The following is a 15,567-nucleotide window of genomic DNA, read 5'->3' on the forward strand; positions in this document are numbered from 1 at the left end:
ATATGGAATGGAGATTTAGTGAATACTCATTATTAATAAGGGCAATATGACATCCAATAAGCCAGTGCGAGCGCTTTTAGCCTCTCTTTTATTCATTGCTTGCGGTCTATCCGTTTCTCAGGCGGCTTTGGCAGCAAGTGCCACTCTAGATAAGATTAAATCTTCTGGAGCCGTAACGATGGGGGTACGTGAGTCCTCCATTCCGATGTCTTACACCACTGGTGATAATCGCTTTGATGGCTATCATGTTGAAATTTGCCGCATGATTTTGGCCGATATTAAAGATAAGCTTGGCATGAAGACGATCCAGATTAACTATCAGCCAGTCACCTCTCAAAATCGCGTACCCTTGGTCCAAAACGGCACAGTAGATATCGAGTGTGGTACCACGACCAATAACGTTGCGCGTGCGAAAGACGTTAATTTTGCGTATACCTTGTATGTTGAGGAGGTGCGTATTGCTGTAAAAGCAAATTCAGGCATTACTTCAATTGCTCAGTTATCTGGTAAAAAAGTGGCCACAACAACAGGCACCACTTCAGTGAAGTTGCTACGTCAACATGAAAAGGCTAATGGTGTAAATTTTGAAGAGGTATATGGTAAAGATCATGCCGATAGCTTCTTGTTGCTGGAGTCTGGGCGTGCTGATGCATTTGTGATGGATGGTTCTATTTTGGCGGGGAATATTGCTAACTCCAAAAATCCAAAAGACTACAAAATCGTTGGTGAAGTACTCAGCACTGAGCCAATTGCTATCATGACTCGAAAAGATGATCCCGAGTTTTTAGCTGCTGTGGATGCTGCAATTGCAAAAATTGTTGCTAGTGGTGCAATGCCTAAACTGTGGAATAAATGGTTTTTATCGCCGATTCCACCAAAAAATATTGTTGTAGGGCTTGAGTTATCTCCCGCGACAAAAAATGCCTGGGCTAATTTGAATAACAAGCCTGCTGAAGATTACTTAAAGAAATAAGTCGCTTCTTTTTTAATTTAGGCAGGCTAATATGGCTTTAGATTTTGGTGTCTTTTGTAAAAACACCTTAGATGGAGAAGTGGTTGATCACTGCTTATCCTCTTTGCTTGGGCTTGGTCAAAATGCCGACCCAAGTTATTTGGATTGGCTCATGAAAGCTTGGGGTTGGACTTTAGCGGTATCTGGCTTGAGTTTAATGATTGCCTTGCTTCTAGGTGCTGTTATGGGATCATTGCGGACTCTTCCTGATAATGGGCGTCTCAGTAGGTTATTGGTGCGAGCTTCAACTGCTTGGGTTGAGTTATTTAGAAATATTCCAATCTTGGTGCAGGTATTTCTTTGGTATCACGTCATCCCAGCATTTATTCTGCCCTTAAAAGCATTGCCTGCTTATTGGCTGGTGAGTCTAGCTCTCGGCTTTTTTACCTCAGCACGAATTGCCGAGCAGGTGAGGGCAGGCATTCAATCTCTGCCAAGTGGGCAGCGTGCCGCAGCTACAGCTTTGGGTTTAACCACTGTGCAAAGTTATCGCTACGTTATTTTGCCAATGGCTCTACGTATTGTTATTCCACCCTTAACTTCAGAGAGCATGAATCTCATTAAGAACTCTTCTGTAGCATTTGCAGTTTCAGTGCCAGAGCTCACATTATTTGCGATGCAGTCCCAAGAAGAAACTTCTCGTGGGGTTGAGATTTATTTGGCGGTGACAATCTTGTATGCCCTATCTGCTTTTGCGGTAAATCGCGTAATGGCTTTGATAGAGAAGCGAAGTCGTATTCCTGGGTTTATTTCTCCAGTCAATAGCGCTGGTGCACACTAGATGGTGGCGATATGTTAAGTCTAGACATCAGTTTCTATAACTGGGATTTATTCACTAACTACATTCTTAAGGGGCTGGTATTTAGTGCCCAATTAACCGTCCTGGCAACCATTGGTGGAATAGTTTTTGGGACCTTTTTGGCATTAATGCGCCTTTCGGGAAAGCCCCTTTTGGTTTATCCCGCAACGTTCTATGTCAATACCATGCGAGCAATTCCATTGGTAATGGTTATTTTGTGGTTCTTTCTCTTGATGCCCATGTTGATCGGTCGACCAATTGGCGCTGACTTATCTGCAATCATTACATTTATTGCATTTGAAGCTGCTTTTTTCTCTGAAATTGTTAGGGCTGGAATACAGTCAATTCCAAGGGGACAAATTTACGCTGGGGAAGCATTGGGAATGACATACGGCCAAAATATGCGCCTTGTTATATTGCCGCAAGCCTTCAGAAACATGCTGCCAATTTTTATGACACAAACGATTGTTTTGTTTCAAGACACCTCCTTAGTCTATGCAATTGGTGCCTATGATTTATTGAAAGGTTTTGAAATTGCAGGTAAAAACTTTGGTCGACCAATCGAAACTTATATTTTGGCGGCCTTAACGTATTTCATCATTTGCTTTTCACTTTCTAAAGCCGTTCGTTTGATTCAAGCCAAAGTGGCCATCATTCGTTAGTTAATTCTGCTTCTTACTAAATAGATCATCATGATTGAACTTAAAAATGTTTCAAAGTGGTATGGCTCTTTTCAGGTCCTTACGGATTGCAGTACATCCATTAAAAAGGGAGAAGTAGTGGTTATTTGCGGGCCTTCTGGGTCAGGCAAATCAACGCTGATTAAAACAATTAATGCTTTGGAGCCATTTCAAAAAGGCGAGATCAATGTTGATGGAGTTGAGCTGCATGATCCTAAAACCAATTTACCGAAGTTACGTGCTCGCGTAGGAATGGTTTTTCAGCATTTTGAATTATTTCCACATCTCAGCATTACTGAAAACTTAACCCTTGCCCAGGTTAAGGTACTCGGACGTTCTGTCGATGAAGCGAAACAGCATGGCTTAAAGTACCTGGAGCGTGTGGGTTTAATTGCTCAAAAAGATAAATTTCCTGGACAACTTTCGGGCGGTCAGCAGCAGCGCGTTGCAATTGCTCGCGCCCTGAGTATGGATCCGATTGTGATGTTGTTTGATGAGCCTACATCTGCTTTGGATCCAGAGATGGTGGGTGAGGTATTGGATGTCATGGTCAAGCTTGCTAATGAGGGTATGACAATGTGCTGCGTTACCCATGAAATGGGCTTTGCCCGCAAAGTAAGTAATCGTGTGATATTTATGGATCAAGGTCGCATCATAGAGGATTGCAGTAAAGAAGAATTCTTTTCTCGTCCTGAAGAGCGCTCACCAAGAGCTAAAGATTTCTTATCAAAAATATTGGCTAACTAGCCTGCTTTACTAGAAATTCTTCGAGACAATGAACAGGTTGTAGATCTCTAAAAAGAATTTCTTTTTTTTGCTCTATCTGCTGACGGATTTCTGAGGCCTTTGTTTGATTGGTAATGAGTTCTACTGCCAGTAAAACATAGTCAGCATTTGTTTTTGCCACAAGAGAACCAAGACCAAGTCGCTTGAGAATACCGCTTGCAAGTCGACCGCGCATAAATTTTCCGTCTTTTGTGACGATGGGCAGATTACATTCAATAGCCTGCATTGCGGTATTAAAGCCTGAAAAACCTATCGTGTCTAAATACAAGTCAGATTGTTTCATTAGCCCGTAAAAATTTTCCTTACTTAAAAAAGGAATAAATCTCACATAATCAGTAAAAATCAAATTATTTGCTTCAAATATTTTTTCTAGACGACCCCTAAGAATCTGGGTCAATTTACTTTCAAAGTTGAAAAATATGAGTTGGCATTGACCTAATTTTTTTGCAATTTCCACAAAAACCAAATCATTTTCTGGATTGTATTTTGAGGGTGAGCCAGGACATAGAATTAATGGTATGTCATCAGTCAGCCCAAGATTTTCTAGTTTCAAGCCCCTAGGAAGATTGGTCGATGGCAAAAAATAAGCACCTAAATTCGGGAGTAAAAAAATCTTTTCGGAGTAATTTTCTTCTGCATTTTCAGGTTCAAGATCTTCTGCCGAGATGAAGTAATCGATGGTTTCGATGCCAGTCGTTTCTGGGTGTCCCCATGAGGCCAGTTGAAGTGGTGCCAGCCTGAGTGAGGCCAACTCCAAGGTCAATGGATCCATGCCTATTTCTGGGTAAAGCAATACATCAATATTTTTATCTAGAATCGTGCAACACCATTTGGAAAGATCTTGTTTGACCTTTGTATAGCTAGCACTATTTTTTTCGGCTAACTCGGTTTCTTCGTCCATTGCCATTCCAAGGTCGAAGAGGTGAATCTGAAATTGACTTTTATCTAAATTTAATAAGACTCCCTTTGTAATCGCATGCCAAACGGGGTGATTTGAGAAATGCGCGCTCACTATACCCAGTCGAATTTTGCTTGATGATATTCCTCTTGATTTGGTGAGTAATAATCCATTGGCCTGCTGCCAAGATTGCAGAATAAGCGATCTCATTTTTGCGTAACGACTTAATAATTTTTTATTATTGCTCTCTTGATAGGCTAGGTAAAAAAGCGAGCGCGACCCACAATTGATTAACTCTCCACTCGACCTTGAACTTTTTAACCATGCCTCAAGAGTGCCCAATTCCTTTTCAAGCTGAGTTCTCGATAACGCCATTTGATTTGAATCTACTGCTACCTTTGGAATTTGTGCCACGGTTAGGGCAAATCGTGCATTGGCATCATTGGGATTAAGGTCCAAAGTAGCTTGATAATTTTTTTGAGCCTCCAAAGAATCGCCTTGGTCATAAAAAATTTCGCCAAGTAGGTAAGTGGCTCGTGGATTTTGTGGATTTAATTCAAGCGCTTTTTTGGCGTAATCACATGCATCATCAAATTCTTTTAGTGATTTATAAGTATTTGCGCAATTAATGTAGGCATCTAGATACCCTGGACTGATGTGAATGGCCTGCTTATAGTAATTTAATGCTGTCCGATAGTTGCCGACATTGTGATGCACATTGCCAAGATTATTGAATGCCTCGGAAAAATGAGGGTTTAGGTGAATCGCTCTTTCAAGGCTGGCGATTGCATTCTGATATTGGCCAGTTTCATTCAAGCAAACGCCTAAATTGCTGTAAGCCTCTGGATAATTAGATCTTAGCGTAATTGCATTCTGATAGGCAATGATTGCCGCATCTAATTGTTTTAGGTTTCTTAAGGCATTTGCAAGGTTATTGTGAATTTCTGGGATGCTATCTTGAAGGCTTATTGCGAGATTAAACTCCTCAAGCGCCTCTGTAAATTGACCTAGATTTTGATAGATCAGTCCAAGTGTGTTGTGCGTGTAGGGCGATTCATTGTTAATGGCCAGGGCATTTTTCAAGAAATTCAAAGCTTGTGTGTATTCACACTTTTGATAGGCGCAAATCCCAGCAAGATTGAGAGCATCAAAATTATTGGGATCAATTCTTATGGCGTTTAAGAATTTTTTTTCTGCCTCTGTAACCTTACCCGCCTGAAATAAAGTGAGGCCTTCTGAAAAGAGGGTCTGAGATTGCAGTCTCAGATCTTGGACATTGTTCATTAATTCCCGCTTAATTTTTTTGGCGGTCGCAGGGCTGGGCTATTTATTTTTCAAGCTATCCCGAATCTCACGTAGCAAAACGATATCTTCAGGCGTTGGTGGTGCGGGTGCGGGCGTAGGCGCATCCATAATCCGCACCTTATTAACGACTTTCACCATTTGAAATATTACAAACGCCAGTAAAAGGAAGTTAATAGCAATAGTGATGAAGTTGCCGTAGGCAAAAATGGGAACCCCGGCTTTTTTGAGGGCCTCATAAGTGTGTGGAATGTTGTCAGGAGCCGTTCCTAAGACAATAAAAAGGTTGGAAAAGTCAATATGGCCACCTAAAAGAGTCGAAATTAATGGCATCACGATGTCATTTACGAGGGAATCAACAATTTTCCCAAATGCGCCACCAATAATGACGCCGACTGCTAAGTCAATGACATTGCCTTTCACCGCAAAGTCCCGAAATTCTCTTAAAACACCCATAAATGCTTTCCTTTTAGATTTAATCGAGATTAACTCAAAATTACCCTATAACTTTCTTGCATACCCATCTTTTTACTTTAAAATCCTACCTTTAAGCAATTTCCACCCATAAATGCTCTTTTTAGGAATTTTGTAAATGAGTGACAAGCCCTGTATGGACAAGGATCGCCGTAATTGGTTGATCGCTACTTCTGCTGTTGGAGGCGTAGGCGCAGCCGCTGCTCTCTACCCATTTGTTGACAGTTTTGAGCCTTCTGAGCGCGCTAAGGCCGCTGGTGCTGCTGTTGAGATTGATATTACAGGTATGAAGCCTGATGAGATGCGGGTTGTAGAGTGGCGTGGAAAGCCGGTTTGGGTAGTGCGTCGTACTCCTGAGCAGGTTGCTGAGCTTTCTAAGATTGATGGCGAATTGGCTGATCCAGACTCATTGCGTGATCCAGCTCAATTTACCCCACCCTATGCCCAGAACCAATGGCGTTCTATCAAGCCTGAATATCTTGTTGTTGTTGGCATCTGTACTCACTTAGGTTGCTCCCCAAATGCTAAATTTGAGGCGGGCCCACAACCATCTTTACCAAACACTTGGCCGGGCGGCTTCCTTTGCCCATGCCATGGCTCCACATTTGATATGGCAGGCCGCGTATTTAAAAACAAACCAGCCCCAGATAACCTTGAAGTCCCTCCGCACATGTACTTGAGCGACACCAAGATTCTGATTGGCGATGATAAGAAGGCCTAAGGAGAGATAAATGGCATTTCACGAAAAAGAAGTCCCGGCAAACGCTCCAGCCGCTCAGAAATTAATGGCTTGGATTGACTCACGCCTGCCTGTAACTGAGGCCTTTAAAAGGCATATGAGTGAGTATTACGCTCCAAAGAATTTGAATTTCTTCTATATTTTTGGCGCCTTAGCAATTGTTGTTTTAGTCATTCAGATTCTCACTGGTATTTTTTTGGTGATGAACTACAAGCCTGATGCAGCAAAAGCATTTGAGTCCGTTGAATACATCATGCGAGAAGTTCCATGGGGCTGGTTGATTCGCTACATGCATTCCACTGGCGCTTCTATGTTCTTTGTGGTGGTTTATATGCATATGTTCCGCGGCTTGATCTACGGGTCATATCGCAAACCACGTGAATTAATCTGGATTTTTGGTTGCGCAATCTTCTTGTGCTTGATGGGTGAAGCATTCTTTGGCTACTTGCTGCCATGGGGCCAAATGTCCTATTGGGGCGCTCAAGTGATTGTGAACTTGTTTTCCGCCATTCCATTTATTGGGCCAGACCTCTCTTTGTGGTTACGTGGCGACTATGTTGTAGGCGACGCAACGCTAAATCGCTTCTTTGCATTCCACGTCATTGCTATTCCATTGGTATTAATTGGTTTGGTCGCAGCACACATTCTTGCTTTGCATGAAGTTGGCTCGAATAACCCAGATGGCGTTGAAATCAAAGATACATTGGATTCACAAGGCCATCCAGTGGACGGCATTCCTTTCCACCCCTTCTACAGTGTGCATGATGTGATGTATTTGGGCGGCTTCTTGATGATTTTTGCTCTTATCGTATTCTTTGCTCCAGAGATGGGCGGTTACTTTTTAGAGGCCAATAACTTTATTCCAGCTAACCCTTTCCAAACCCCTCCGCATATTGCTCCAGTTTGGTATTTCACGCCTTTCTATTCGATGTTGCGTGCAACAACGACCAGCTTTTTATTGCCTTTGTGGATTTTCTTGGCCTTAATCTTGGCGATGTTTGCTAAGAGTGCTAAGCAGTGGAAAACAAAAGGCCTCTGTCTAGCAATCGCACTGGTATTGGCTGCCGGTTTCCATTTCTTTGATGCTAAGTTCTGGGGCGTGGTGATTATGGGTGGTTCAGTGGTAATCATGTTCTTCTTGCCATGGCTTGATCACTCACCAGTGAAATCTATTCGTTACCGTCCACAATTCCATAAATATATCTATGGCATCTTTGTGGTCTGTTTTGTGATTTTGGGCTATCTTGGCATTCAACCACCATCACCTATGTTTGAGAAGCTTTCTCAGGTTTGTACTATTTACTATCTGGGCTTCTTCTTGGGAATGCCGTTTTGGAGCAAGCTTGGTACATTCAAGCCAGTTCCAACGCGCGTTACTTTTAAGTCACATTAATTCAGACACCAAAGAGATATTAGGAACTAGTATGAAACGAATTCTGCAAACTTGGATGGGCGTCTGCCAAGCAACGGTTTTGGTTGCTGCCCTGGGTTTTGGTGTTACTGCAAATGCAAATGAAGGCGGCTTCCCATTGGATGCTGCACCGAATCGCGTGAGCAGTAATGCCTCATTACAAAATGGCGCAAAGTTGTTTGTGAACTATTGCTTAAATTGTCACGCGGCAGCAAGCTTGCGTTACAACCGCTTGCGTGACATTGGTTTGACTGATGAAGAAATCAAAGATAACTTGATTTTGAATGACGCCAAGGTGGGTGATTTGATGACCATCTCCATGACGCCAAAAGAAGGCAAATTGTTCTTCGGCAAAAATCCTCCAGATCTATCGGTCGAGGCGCGTGCTAGAGGTACTGATTGGTTGTATACCTACTTCCGCACCTTCTACAAAGACGACAACACACAAACTGGTTGGAATAATTTAGTTTATCCAAACGTTGGTATGCCACATGTTTTATGGCAACTTCAGGGTATTCGTGCTGCGAAATTTGAGGAGAAACCTGATCCTCATGAAGAGGGCAGAACTGAGAAAGTATTTGTTGGCTTTGAGCAATTAACTCCAGGCACCATGAAGCCACAAGAGTATGACGACAATATTGCCGATTTGGTTTCTTTCATGTCCTGGATGGCTGAGCCTGCACAATTAGAGCGCAAGCGCCTAGGCGTTATTGTTCTATTGTTTTTGGCGATCTTCACTCTATTCGCTTGGCGTTTGAATAAGTCCTACTGGAAAGATGTCCACTAAGAATAAGTGGACATCTTTTAAGAGCAGATTTAAAGCAGTAATTTGTAGTATTGATTAAGGAAATATATTTATGATGGTGTTGTACTCGGGCACAAATTGCCCATTCTCGCAACGCTGCCGTCTTGTGCTTTTTGAAAAAGGCATGGACTTTGAGATCCGCGATGTTGACTTGTTTAATAAACCAGAAGACATCTCGGTGATGAACCCATACGGCCAAGTGCCAATCTTGGTTGAGCGTGATTTAATTTTGTATGAGTCAAATATCATCAATGAATACATTGATGAACGTTTTCCGCATCCACAGTTAATGCCGCCCGATCCAGTGGCACGTGCTCGTGCACGATTGTTCCTCTTCAATTTTGAGAAAGAGCTATTCGTACACGTTGCCGCCTTGGAAAATGAAAAAGGCAAGGCTGCTGAAAAAGTTCATGAAAAAGCGCGTTTAGCTATTCGTGATCGCTTAACTCAGTTGGCACCTATTTTTGTAAAAAATAAGTACATGCTCGGTGATGAGTTCTCTATGCTCGATGTTGCGATTGCCCCTTTGTTGTGGCGCCTTGAGCACTATGGCATTGATCTCTCACGCAATGCAGCACCCCTCTTAAAGTACGCAGAGCGTATTTTTAGTAGACCTGCCTACATTGAAGCATTAACACCTTCAGAGAAGGTAATGCGCCGCTAAGCGGTTCATTCGCAGTCTGTATGCTTGAGGTCCCAAGCAATAAACCCTACCTAATCCGTGCGCTACATCAGTGGTGTACGGATTTTGGTTTTACGCCCTTTATTGCCGTCTTTGTTGATTCAAGTGTAGAAGTTCCCATGGAGTTCGTTAAGAATGACGAAATCGTTCTTAATCTCTCGGTAGAGGCCTGCCATCAGCTACAGATGGAGAATGATTGGATCAGCTTTCAGGCTCGATTTGGAGGTGTTCCAAGAAAGATCATGGTCCCCGTGAGCCATGTTTTAGCTATCTATGCCAGAGAAAATGGGCAGGGCATGTCTTTCCCATTTGACCCAAAATCAGTCTCAAAAGATATAAAACCTGAGGTCGACACGGCAAAAACTGCCAGACCTAAGTTTACGATCGTGAAGTAGGTTAAAATATTATCCGTTGCCCCTTTAGCTCATCTGGTAGAGCAACTGATTTGTAATCAGTAGGTGGTCTGTTCGAGTCGGACAAGGGGCACCACCACTTCTCTAGCCTTACCACTGGCGCCCTCAATTTCTTTTTTACTTATCTTTTGGCCTTCCTGGGATTTGGAAAATTTATGAGTCTTGAAGTACAAATTCTTCTAAGAAATTCTTTAGAGCATATTCAGGCTAAGGAATATGGCGTTGCTAAAGAGCTGCTCCTAAAGGCAAAAAGTTTAGATCCACTCAATCCAGATGTTCTGCGATTTTTGAGTGTAGTGGCCGCACTGCAGTATGACCATGAAAATGCTCTGATATTGATTGATCAATGCATAGTAATAGCACCTAGCAATGGAATTGCGCATAGCAATAGGGGGAATATACTTAAAGAACTTGAGCGTTATGATGAGGCCCTTATCGCATTGGATAAGAGCCTTGCGCTCTCACCAAATTATGCTGAAGCCTACAATAATAAAGGTAATGTATTGCAGGCATTACATCGTTACGAGAATGCTTTGCCTTGGTATGACAAGGCTATTTCATTGGCTCCAGCTTATGCAGAAGCATATAGCAATAAGGGAAACTGTTTCGGACAGCTTCGGAGATATAAAGATGCAATGGAGTGTTATTACGCAGCCATATCAATCAACCCTCAATTTGCGGAGTGTTATTGGAGTATGGCCGCTCTACAACTAGCACAGGGCGAACTTGAACTCGGGTGGAAAAATTATGAGGCTCGATGGTTTATTGATCACCCGATTGCTTATCTATATGCAAATGTAGCTAGATTGGAAAATACTGAAGATGTCGCAGGAAAAAAAATCTTAATTTGGTCTGAGCAAGGTCTAGGAGATACAATTCAATTTTGTCGATATATAAAAAAGTTATCTGATCTTGGCGCTCAACTTACATTTAAGGTGCAAGAGCCTTTATTGAATGTTTTGGGGAAATTGAGCAAATATTGTAGGCTTGTTCCAAATGGTGAGGTATTTGAAGAATCTCAGTTTGATTCTCAGTCACCATTATTAAGTTTGCCATTGGTTTTTGGCACTACCCTAGAGACAATCCCGGCGCAAATACCTTATCTTGATTTTGATCATGACAAGAAGAATCTTTTTCTTAGAGAGATTGGGGCTTCACAAAAGCTAAAAGTGGGTGTTATATGGAATGGCGGGTTTAGAGCAGATTCTCCGGAGCTATGGGCTATTAATAAGCGCCGCAATATAGAGCTTGATTTGATCTGCAGGCTTAAGGATGTGTCTGGTGTTGATTTCTATAGCTTGCAAAAAGGCGACCCCGCGGAGTCCGAGTTGCGAGCTAGAAAAGAGGAGCTTTGGCCAGACCTAATTAACTATGCAGACCTTTTGAACGATTTTTCAGATACTGCAGCCCTGATGGAATGCCTGGATTTAATCATCTCCGTTGATACCTCCTCAGCCCATCTTGCCGGAGCGCTTGGGAGGCCGGTTTGGATTTTGAATCGCTATGATTCATGCTGGCGCTGGTTGCGAGGTCGGTCAGATAGCCCATGGTACCCAACTGCAAAAATCTATCAACAAAATACACCGGGTGATTGGATTGGTGTCATAGAGGATGTCAAAGTAGATCTTGCATCCTTAGCTGCGGCACATTCAAAACGCTAGCTTTTTGTATCTATAAGCCTAATGATTTAAGTTCTTCCCTTTTGTCTCGGGCAAGAAAATGGCTGCAATGATTGCTGCGGTACCCAAAAAAAGTGTTGGATACCATAGACCAGCCAAAGAGTCGGGCCATTGTTGATTGAGCCAGGTGACGATTAAAGGTAGAAGCCCTCCTATCCAACCTGCTGCGAGATTATGCGGAAGGGCGGCTGCACTGCTTCTTGATTTGGCTGGAAAGAGTTCTGCAAGTAGGGCTGTTTGAGGTCCAACGACAAGCGCTAAGATTCCTGATAAGCCAATCAGAATGGCAATAATATAAATCGTCCCCGGGTTGCCCCGGATGATATGAAATGCAGGGATGATACATAGTGCCCCTAGAATCAACCCACCGAGTACCACCGGCTTTCTTCCAACCTTGTCTGATAACCACCCAGAAAAAATAGTGAGGGGCATGAGCGATAGGGTCGCATAAATGCTAATGTTATCCGCGAGATATGCAGGTAGTTGTGTAGAAGTTTTTAGGAAGATTGTTGTGTAAACCTGGGTGCAGAAGAACAATATTGCGCCACCCGATGAAACGCAGAAAAAAAGTACAAACATTTTTTTTAGTGTTGCTCGGTCTTTCAGATTCTCACGAAGAGGATTGTTTATTTGGTTTCCATCTTTGATGAGATTAAGAAAGACGGGCGTTTCTTCAAGTGCCAGTCTGGCTTTAAATCCAAGGAGTAAAAGTACTAAGGAGATCCAAAAGGGTACACGCCATCCCCAAGATTGGAATTCTTCTGGGCTTAGCCAATGTTGGAGTAAGGCGATTTGCAAAGTGGAGGCAAGAATACCTAATGGCCCCATCAACTGTAAGAAACTTGTCTGAAAGCCTCGATGTTTCTCCCCCGCATGCTCGGTCAAATACACTGCACTGCCACCGATTTCACCTCCAGCTGAGAGTCCTTGCAATAGCCTGAGTGAAACAAGCAGTATGGGAGCCCAGATTCCGATCTGACTATGTGTTGGTAAAAAGCCAACACACACAGTAGCGACACCCATGAGCACAATAGTGATCATAAAGACCGGCCTGCGACCAATACGATCGCCCAAGCTACCAAAGATAGCAGCCCCTACAGGGCGTACGATCATGCCTACTCCAAAGGTTGCTAGACTTGCTAGCAGGCCTGAAGCAGGATCATGGGAGGGGAAGAATAGGGGTCCAAATGTCACTGCTAGAGTGGCAAATGTCAGAAAATCGTACCATTCTAAAAAGGTGCCAAAGCAGGCAGCAATCGCCACTTTTCTGTAGGTCTGCGCCGCTTTATTTGATGCAGAGATAGTTTTCGTTATCACCAGCTAAGTGAGCAAGAAATTGTTAGTCTGTATCGGATTCCGAGGAATCTAACAGGGGGGTAGAGATGGATTTGCTGGGTTTGACGCCGAGCTCTCGTACTCTTTCTGCAGTTCGAATCAAGTTTCCTTTGCCAGACTTGAGTTTATTGAAGGCATCGTGATAGCTGGTTTGAGCCTGATCCAAACGTTGCCCTAGTTTTTCTAAATCATCTACAAAGCCGACAAATTTATCGTATAGCGTGCCGCATTGCTTGGCGATTTCAAGGGCATTACGGTTTTGATGATCCTGTCTCCACAGATGTGCCACGGTTCTGAGGGTGGCCATCAAGGTGCTAGGGCAAACCAAAACAATATTTTTGGCCAAAGCTTCTTGATAAAGGTTTGGTGCGGTTTTGAGAGCTAGTAAAAAAGCGGGTTCGATCGGCACAAACATCAATACAAAGTCTACCGAGCCTACGCCATAGAGGGCGCTATAGTTTTTATTTGAAAGACCCTGAATATGCTGACGTAAAGACTGAATATGGGCCCCAAGTTCTTGCTCTGCTACCGTTGGATCAGTTGTCTGTGCATATCGGGCATAGGCTGTGATGGAGACTTTGCTGTCAACCACTAGACTTCTGCCTTCAGGTAGTTTGACTACAACGTCTGGTTGTAAGCGTGAACCGTCAGTCAGAGTGTGGCTATCTTGTACTACGTACTCTTCACCTTTGCGCAGGCCTGAGGACTCGAGAATCGACTCCAGAACTAGTTCGCCCCAATTTCCCTGAACCTTAGAGTCTCCTTTGAGTGCTTGGGTAAGCGAGCGAGTCTCATCAGACATGCGTAAATTTAAATTAGCCAAGCGTTCAATTTCACTCTTGAGGGCAAAGCGTTCGCGCGCTTCATTTCCATAAGAATTACTAACCTGCTCTTTAAATTCTGTGAGCTTAGTTTGCAGGGGCTTTAATAGAGCGTCTAGATTGGCAGCATTCTGCTCGGTAAAGCGCTTGGATTTATCTTCCAAGATTTCATTAGCTAAATTCTTAAACTGACTCGTTAACGCTTCCTTAGCTTCATTGAGGGACTCCAATCTACCAAGGCCTTGTTTGCGCTCTGAATCGAGTGCTGCCTCTAAACGAATTGCATTTTGAATAGCCTGGTCTCGCTCATCTCGAAGCAGGGTGGACTTCTCTGATTGTGCTTGCACTTCTTGCTTGCTCAGAGCAAGTGCTGAGCGTAAGCTCAAGGCATAAAAAAGAAGGCCTACACAAAGGCCAAATGGCAGACTAAAAAGCACTAGCGAGCCGAGATCGAAAGTCACTAGAGGTCGACTTTTTAAATTAAGACTTTACTAATTTTTGTAATTCGCCACTCTCAAACATTTCGGTCATGATGTCAGATCCGCCAATGAATTCGCCATTAATGTATAGTTGCGGAATCGTTGGCCAGTTAGCATATTGCTTAATGCCTTGGCGGATGCCTTCGTCATCAAAGACGTTAACAGTGTGCAGATTGTCGGCACCACATGCGTGCAGAATATTAATAGCATTGCCAGAAAATCCACATTGTGGAAATTGCGCCGTACCCTTCATAAATAGGACAACTGGGTGACTAGTGACGATTTCTTTAATTTTTGCTTGGGTATCCATCAATTTTTCCTTAAGTTAAAGCTGCTTGACTATATGACAGCCTATTTTGAATATCTCAATTTTAAGACTTTATGCAGAAAAAGGTTATTTGCTAATACTTTTTCTAGCCGATGCGCAACGGGCATGACCAGATAAGTCCTTGTGCACTTGCGCGCCTTCAAGGTTGGCATTTTTCATGAGGGTAATCACTGCTTCTGATTGGTCAAAACCGTGCTCAACGGCAAGTAAGCCCCCAGGCTTCAAATAATGACCCGCTTGCGAGATGATGGTTTCTAGACAGCTTAATCCAGTAGAGCCATCTGTCAGTGCGGATACAGGTTCAAATCTCAGATCCCCTTGGCTCAAATGAGGATTCTTATTCGCAATGTAAGGAGGGTTGCTCAAGATAATGTCAAATGACGTCTGGTCAGCGAGGGCTTCATACCAACTGCCCTGTCTAAATTCGACCCGATCGATCAGTCCTAGGGTGGCTGCATTTTGCTTGGCAATCATTAATGCTTCGTCAGATTGGTCCGTAGCCGTTATTTGAGCTTTTGGCGCATTGTGTGCCACGGCAAGAGCAATTGCTCCTGAGCCCGTTCCCAGGTCCAAGATACGGGGTTGATCACTTAATTTTGCAAGCTGAGTAAGCGCAATTTCAACTAAAAGTTCAGTTTCTGGGCGCGGAATAAGGACGCCGGGACCTACCTTCAGCTCAATGTTGTAGAACCCCTTTTCCCCTAACAAGTAGGCAATGGGCTCCCCACTCATCCGTCTAGATTGAAGATACATCCAGTCCTCTAGTGCCGCTGGACTTAACTCCAAATCATCTTTGGAAAGGAGGGCTGAGCGTGGTAATTGATAGTGCTTTTCTAAAATAAAAGCGAGGAGTATTTTGGCCTCATTGCTAGGAAGCGTTGATTTTCCCAGCAATGCACGCAGCGAGTTACTTGAGCTCATTGC

The 15,567-nt window shown here is 43.3% G+C and carries 16 protein-coding genes and 1 tRNA gene; 11 read left to right on the plus strand and 6 right to left on the minus strand.

Annotated features, from left to right (window positions below; all coding sequences use genetic code 11):
• Positions 1 to 46: 46 nt before the first annotated feature.
• Genes M2125_RS09135 through M2125_RS09150 form a run of 4 tightly spaced genes read left to right on the plus strand, consistent with a single transcriptional unit; the run spans position 47 to position 3,238 of the window.
• Positions 47 to 973: an amino acid ABC transporter substrate-binding protein gene (locus M2125_RS09135; RefSeq protein ID WP_280741427.1), complete on the plus strand. Its 927-nt coding sequence runs from the start codon at positions 47 to 49 to the stop codon at positions 971 to 973.
• A 31-nt stretch (positions 974 to 1,004) separates the two neighbouring features.
• Complete coding sequence (locus tag M2125_RS09140) at positions 1,005 to 1,793, plus strand: amino acid ABC transporter permease (protein ID WP_280742859.1); 789 nt, start codon at positions 1,005 to 1,007, stop codon at positions 1,791 to 1,793.
• Positions 1,794 to 1,804: 11 nt separating this feature from the next.
• Positions 1,805 to 2,473 (plus strand): amino acid ABC transporter permease, encoded by a 669-nt coding sequence (locus M2125_RS09145; protein WP_280741425.1) that lies wholly within the window; start codon positions 1,805 to 1,807, stop codon positions 2,471 to 2,473.
• A gap of 30 nt (positions 2,474 to 2,503) precedes the next feature.
• Entirely contained in the window at positions 2,504 to 3,238 is a 735-nt protein-coding gene (locus M2125_RS09150; protein ID WP_280742860.1) for an amino acid ABC transporter ATP-binding protein, read from the plus strand.
• Here M2125_RS09150 and M2125_RS09155 read toward each other — a convergent pair.
• Positions 3,231 to 5,459 carry a tetratricopeptide repeat protein gene (locus M2125_RS09155; protein ID WP_280742861.1) on the minus strand — a complete coding sequence of 743 codons (2,229 nt, stop codon included), beginning with the start codon at positions 5,457 to 5,459 and terminating at the stop codon, positions 3,231 to 3,233. The genes M2125_RS09150 and M2125_RS09155 overlap by 8 nt on opposite strands.
• A gap of 39 nt (positions 5,460 to 5,498) precedes the next feature.
• Positions 5,499 to 5,933, minus strand: a complete 435-nt coding sequence (mscL, locus tag M2125_RS09160) for a large conductance mechanosensitive channel protein MscL (RefSeq protein WP_280741422.1) — start codon at positions 5,931 to 5,933, stop codon at positions 5,499 to 5,501.
• 136 nt (positions 5,934 to 6,069) lie between these two features.
• Between mscL and petA the strand changes: the two genes are divergently transcribed.
• The 7 genes from petA to M2125_RS09195 all read left to right on the plus strand — a co-directional run bounded on the left by petA (position 6,070) and on the right by M2125_RS09195 (position 11,662).
• On the plus strand, positions 6,070 to 6,672 hold the full coding sequence (gene petA, locus M2125_RS09165; protein WP_076024610.1) for a ubiquinol-cytochrome c reductase iron-sulfur subunit: 603 nt from the start codon (positions 6,070 to 6,072) through the stop codon (positions 6,670 to 6,672).
• Between the two features lie 10 nt (positions 6,673 to 6,682).
• The gene (locus tag M2125_RS09170) at positions 6,683 to 8,083 is read left to right on the plus strand and encodes a cytochrome b (RefSeq protein WP_076024611.1); all 1,401 of its coding nucleotides are present in this window, start codon (positions 6,683 to 6,685) and stop codon (positions 8,081 to 8,083) included.
• Between the two features lie 31 nt (positions 8,084 to 8,114).
• Complete coding sequence (locus M2125_RS09175; protein ID WP_425334182.1) at positions 8,115 to 8,888, plus strand: cytochrome c1; 774 nt, start codon at positions 8,115 to 8,117, stop codon at positions 8,886 to 8,888.
• 70 nt (positions 8,889 to 8,958) lie between these two features.
• Positions 8,959 to 9,570, plus strand: a complete 612-nt coding sequence (locus tag M2125_RS09180) for a glutathione S-transferase N-terminal domain-containing protein (protein ID WP_076024613.1) — start codon at positions 8,959 to 8,961, stop codon at positions 9,568 to 9,570.
• A 20-nt stretch (positions 9,571 to 9,590) separates the two neighbouring features.
• Positions 9,591 to 9,983, plus strand: coding sequence for a ClpXP protease specificity-enhancing factor (locus tag M2125_RS09185; RefSeq protein ID WP_076024614.1), 393 nt, complete (start codon positions 9,591 to 9,593; stop codon positions 9,981 to 9,983).
• 18 nt (positions 9,984 to 10,001) lie between these two features.
• A tRNA-Thr gene (locus M2125_RS09190) sits at positions 10,002 to 10,077 on the plus strand.
• Between the two features lie 79 nt (positions 10,078 to 10,156).
• Positions 10,157 to 11,662, plus strand: a complete 1,506-nt coding sequence (locus tag M2125_RS09195; protein WP_280741421.1) for a tetratricopeptide repeat protein — start codon at positions 10,157 to 10,159, stop codon at positions 11,660 to 11,662.
• A gap of 18 nt (positions 11,663 to 11,680) precedes the next feature.
• Here the strand turns inward: M2125_RS09195 and M2125_RS09200 are convergent, their stop codons facing one another.
• The 4 genes from M2125_RS09200 to prmC all read right to left on the minus strand — a co-directional run bounded on the left by M2125_RS09200 (position 11,681) and on the right by prmC (position 15,564).
• Positions 11,681 to 12,997 carry an MFS transporter gene (locus M2125_RS09200; RefSeq protein WP_280742862.1) on the minus strand — a complete coding sequence of 439 codons (1,317 nt, stop codon included), beginning with the start codon at positions 12,995 to 12,997 and terminating at the stop codon, positions 11,681 to 11,683.
• Positions 12,998 to 13,019: 22 nt separating this feature from the next.
• Entirely contained in the window at positions 13,020 to 14,297 is a 1,278-nt protein-coding gene (locus M2125_RS09205) for a DNA recombination protein RmuC (RefSeq protein WP_280742863.1), read from the minus strand.
• Between the two features lie 19 nt (positions 14,298 to 14,316).
• Entirely contained in the window at positions 14,317 to 14,625 is a 309-nt protein-coding gene (gene grxD / locus M2125_RS09210) for a Grx4 family monothiol glutaredoxin (RefSeq protein ID WP_143742198.1), read from the minus strand.
• Between the two features lie 84 nt (positions 14,626 to 14,709).
• Positions 14,710 to 15,564: a peptide chain release factor N(5)-glutamine methyltransferase gene (gene prmC / locus M2125_RS09215; protein WP_076024618.1), complete on the minus strand. Its 855-nt coding sequence runs from the start codon at positions 15,562 to 15,564 to the stop codon at positions 14,710 to 14,712.
• Between the last annotated feature and the right edge of the window lie 3 nt (positions 15,565 to 15,567).

Source organism: Polynucleobacter sphagniphilus (genome assembly GCF_029892205.1).
GTDB classification, from domain to species: domain Bacteria; phylum Pseudomonadota; class Gammaproteobacteria; order Burkholderiales; family Burkholderiaceae; genus Polynucleobacter; species Polynucleobacter sphagniphilus.